3 protein-coding genes and 1 pseudogene are annotated in these 3,948 nt (G+C 61.1%); 2 read left to right on the top strand and 2 right to left on the bottom strand.

The window, feature by feature from the left end:
- A pseudogene (locus tag LPA36_RS29315) lies at nucleotides 1–600 on the top strand (transposase); the annotation flags it as partial.
- A gap of 165 nt (nucleotides 601–765) precedes the next feature.
- Here LPA36_RS29315 and istB read toward each other — a convergent pair.
- Together istB and istA are read right to left on the bottom strand one after the other, a co-directional pair.
- Entirely contained in the window at nucleotides 766–1,560 is a 795-nt protein-coding gene (gene istB, locus LPA36_RS29310) for an IS21-like element helper ATPase IstB (RefSeq protein WP_228884011.1), read from the bottom strand.
- Nucleotides 1,553–3,076 (bottom strand): IS21 family transposase, encoded by a 1,524-nt coding sequence (gene istA, locus LPA36_RS29305; RefSeq protein ID WP_228884012.1) that lies wholly within the window; start codon nucleotides 3,074–3,076, stop codon nucleotides 1,553–1,555. Before istA ends, istB begins: the two co-directional genes overlap by 8 nt.
- 480 nt (nucleotides 3,077–3,556) lie before the next feature.
- Between istA and LPA36_RS29300 the strand changes: the two genes are divergently transcribed.
- On the top strand, nucleotides 3,557–3,766 hold the full coding sequence (locus tag LPA36_RS29300; protein WP_228884010.1) for a hypothetical protein: 210 nt from the start codon (nucleotides 3,557–3,559) through the stop codon (nucleotides 3,764–3,766).
- Nucleotides 3,767–3,948 lie beyond the last annotated feature (182 nt).

Raw genomic sequence — 3,948 nt, 5'->3', positions numbered from 1 at the left:
GTTGCGGGCGACGAGCGCTGTGGAAAAATACTTGGTGAGGACGACAAAGGCTTCATCCGGATCGGATACTCCCTCTACAGGAACAACGAGGTCGCGTCGGTGGTAGATGCTTACCACCGAACCCTGCGACGATTCTACGTTGAAGAGCACGTCATGCCTGGCGCATCGACGGACGACCTCACGCTCAAGCCCCTCCACCAGTTGCCCAGCCAACGGCAGTTCAGCTACTGGGGGAAGAAGGCATTTGATGATCTGGTTGTTCGCCGGTCACGCCTGGGCGAGCGGCGCTGGCAGAAGGATCATCGCGGATTGACCGGGCGGGCCAACGACGGTGTCTACGGGCCGGGGCACCGCTTCGAAATCGACGCGACCATTGCGGACATCTATCTGGTCAGCCGATACAACCGGAATTGGGTCATCGGACGCCCTGTCGTCTACGTTGTGATCGACGTATTCTCGACCATGATCGTGGGCATCTTTGTCGGCCTGGAAGGGCCGAGCTGGAACGGCGCACGGCACGCGTTGTTCAATGCGTTTGCCGACAAAGTGGCGTTCTGCAGTGTCCGCGCCGACGGAATTTTGAGCCACCGGGCCGATTGAATTTTGAGCCGGAGTGGAGACCGGTCTGAAGCAGAACCGGTTGTGGATAAGTGTATGGGTTTCCGGGGTCGTTGTCCTCCTGCGTATGAGGGCGCGTTGCGCAGGGGATTCTGCGGAGGGCGTAGCCCGTAGCAGATTCCCCTGCGCTGGCGAACGACGTCAGGCTTATTCGGCGGGGTTCGCGCCGTCGCCTCTGCGCATCGCTTCACGCGAGCGGATGCGTTTCTTTGCACTGGCGCTGCTATACCGGAAACGGTAGCTCTCGTTGCCGGTCTCCACGATGTGGCAGTGGTGCGTCAGCCGGTCCAGCAATGCCGTGGTCATCTTCGCGTCGCCGAATACACTGGACCATTCGGCGAAGTCCAGATTTGTTGTGACGGCAACGCTCGTGTGCTCGTACAAGCGGCTCAACAGATGGAACAGCAACGCCCCGCCGGCCTGGCTGAAGGGCAGATACCCGAGTTCGTCCAGAATGACCAGGTCAAGACGCAGCAGACTCGCCGCGATCCGTCCGGCACGGCCCTGCGCTTTTTCCTGCTCCAGTGCGTTGGCCAGATCTACCGTCGAGTAGAAGCGCACCCGCTTGCCGTGATGCATGATTCCGGACACGCCGATGGCGGTCGCCAGATGCGTTTTGCCCGAGCCCGGGCCACCGACCAGAACCAGGTTCTGTGCGCCCTCGGTGAACGTCATGGCGGCCAGTTGCGCAACGAGCTGACGGTCGACCGGCGAGCCATCGAAGTCGAAGCCCGCGATGTCGCGATGCACCGGGAACTTCGCCGCGTTCATCTGGTGGCTGACCGAACGCACGGCCCGATCCGCGACCTCGGCCTGCAACAGCCGTTCGAGCAGCCATTGCGAAGACGCCGCCTCGACATTCACCTGTTCGAGCAGTTCGGCCCAGCCGGCAGCCATGCCGTGCAGCCGCAAGTGTTTGAGTTCGACGATCAGATCACGCATGACCGTCCTCCGGCTGTTGCAGTGCCGGGCGCAGCCCGTCGTAGCGCGATGTGTCGGCCAGCGGCGGTGTCGTCAGTTGTAGCGCAGTATCGATCTTCGGCGGCATCTGCACGCTGCGCATGCGCGACAGCACGTTCACTACATGCTCGACGCTCACGCGCCCCGAGGGCGGCGCCTGCTCCCATGCGAGTTCGACGGCAACCACTACGGTATCCAGACCGCTTTCCGGAACCAGTGCCAGCACCTTCGCCATGACCCGGTCACCACCTGGCTCGCGTAGTAACGCCCGACGCAGCCGTTGCAGCGGCTCGGGCATATCCTGGAACGGTGCACCGTTGCGCAGGGCTCCTGGCTTGCGCTGGATCAGCGGGATGTAATGCTGCCAGTCATATCGCACCAGACCTTCATCGGCCAGTCGATCGTGTTCGGCCACCACGGCATCGTCGCCCACCACCACGACACGGCCAGGATAGAGCCGCGTGCTCAGCATCTGGCCTGCGAATTCGCATGGCACGGAGTAGCGATTGCGGCCAATCACCACCAGGCAGGTCGACGAGACTCGTGCCGCACGCTCAACATAACCGTCAAACGGTGTTGGCATCGGCATCAGATGGGCGCGTTCCTGCTCGAACACGTCGGCGACACTCAGCTCACGATAGTCAGGATGCTTCACCTGATCCCACAATGACCGGCATCGCGTCGCCAGCCATGCATTCAGATCAGCGAAACTGCCGAAGCGTTGCCCACGCGCCTCAATCCAGATACGCAGGCGGCTGTCCTGCACGTTCTTCTCGATGACGCCTTTCTCCCAGCCGCTGGCCACGTTGCAGAAGTCCGCATCGAACAGGTAGTGCGAACACATCACTGCGAAACGCGGATTGACCGTACGACCTTTGCCTTTGTGGACCTTATCGACCGCCGTCTTCATATTATCGTAAATGCCCCGACGGGCCACCCCGCCGAAGGCCGTGAACGAGCGCGTATGCGCGTCGAACAGCATCTCGTGACCCTGGCTTGGGTAGGCCACGAGCCAGAACGCCCGCGACGCGCACAGCTTCATGTGCGACACCTGGAGCTTGCGGTAAATGCCGCCGACAACCAGTCCTTCCTCAGACCAGTCAAACTGGAATGCCTCGCCCAGCTCGAATCGCAACGGCACAAACGCCGACTTCGAAACCGCCTTGCCTTCGCCTTGCCGCCAGGCCCGGATGAAATCGGTCACCCGCGAGTAACAGCCGTCGTAGCCGCCAGCCTTGATCTCCTGGAACAGCATCCAGGCGGTGCGGCGTTCCTTCTTCAGTCGCCGCGCGTCGACACTGAGCGCCTGCACCAGCACCTCATGAAACGGCGTCAACCGCGTCGGCTGCGCGCGCCGCTGATACTTCGGTTCTTCCTGAACATCCATGTTCAGGTATTTGCTAATCGTGTTGCGCGACAGGCTTGTGAGACGCGCTATCTCGCGTACCGACTTGTTCTGGCGGTGGAACATCCGCCGCACCTTGCCAATCATGGTCATCGGGATCATCCCCAAACACCCTGCCAGAAAAACTAGCAGGATAGGTTGATTGCCCGGCTCAGTTTTCAGTCGGCGCGATCCCTACAAGTGGCTCAATTTCCGGTCGGCGTAAACATCACATCGTGGCTCTACGAGCATGACCGGAAATGGCTTATTGAAACGCTCTCAGCGCCGACAACGGACGGAGCGAGCCGAAGGTCGTCCGCAGAAACAGCATCACCGGACGACGAGCGTTTTGCAGCGCACGTAGACACGGTCGCCGCCGAGTTACTCGCCCGGTCCGGCAAACCTCAACAGGTGACGAAGGAGCGCCTGCTCGCAGCGCTCCCTGTGTCTGTCGCGGACACGCCCCGGCACCGCGAGCGATATCCACGCACGCTCAAGCGGGTTACCGACAACCGGGAGTCGACGTGGCACTTCAGGGCAAGGCGGTTGTGGTGGGCATATGCCGTGCTGGGCGCACGTGGAGACGCACCTCCAATGATCGAAGCTGTCGTTCTGTCCGGTGTAGGACTATACGCTGCCCAGGCAATCATCGAATACTGTGGATGGGAGCATCTGTTACCACTGGCTGCAAATATCGATGTGCTGGAAAAACTGTCCGGAGCGGGAATCACGATCAAATGGGATGGTCCCCCTGCGTGGCGAGGTCAGGCTATTGGCGGCAGGGCATATCGACGTCGGAAATGAGGCGGATCAAGAATGATCAAGCGCGGCAGTCGGTGCTAACACGTTCGCTGAAAATGCGTGGTAGGTACCCCGGTAGTCCCCCCGTTTTTAACGGGGCTCAGAAGTAGAGGTCATGCCGCGATGGGCAACTTCTGTTTCGGCGGTACGCCACCAATGGCCGTGTTCGGCCGCTCGTGATTGTA

Origin of the sequence: Paraburkholderia saeva (assembly GCF_907164555.1) — a bacterium.
Taxonomy (GTDB): Bacteria; Pseudomonadota; Gammaproteobacteria; order Burkholderiales; family Burkholderiaceae; genus Paraburkholderia; species Paraburkholderia saeva.
Note: the sequence above shows the minus strand (reverse complement) of the source record. Positions and strands in the feature narration are given on the sequence as shown.

What these genes read in the sequence shown, in the direction of transcription:
- istB (WP_228884011.1), bottom strand. Translation starts at nt 1,560, where the DNA reads ATGCGTGATCTGATCGTCGAACTCAAACACTTGCGGCTGCACGGCATG.
- istA (WP_228884012.1), bottom strand. Translation starts at nt 3,076, where the DNA reads ATGACCATGATTGGCAAGGTGCGGCGGATGTTCCACCGCCAGAACAAG.
- LPA36_RS29300 (WP_228884010.1), top strand. Translation starts at nt 3,557, where the DNA reads ATGATCGAAGCTGTCGTTCTGTCCGGTGTAGGACTATACGCTGCCCAG.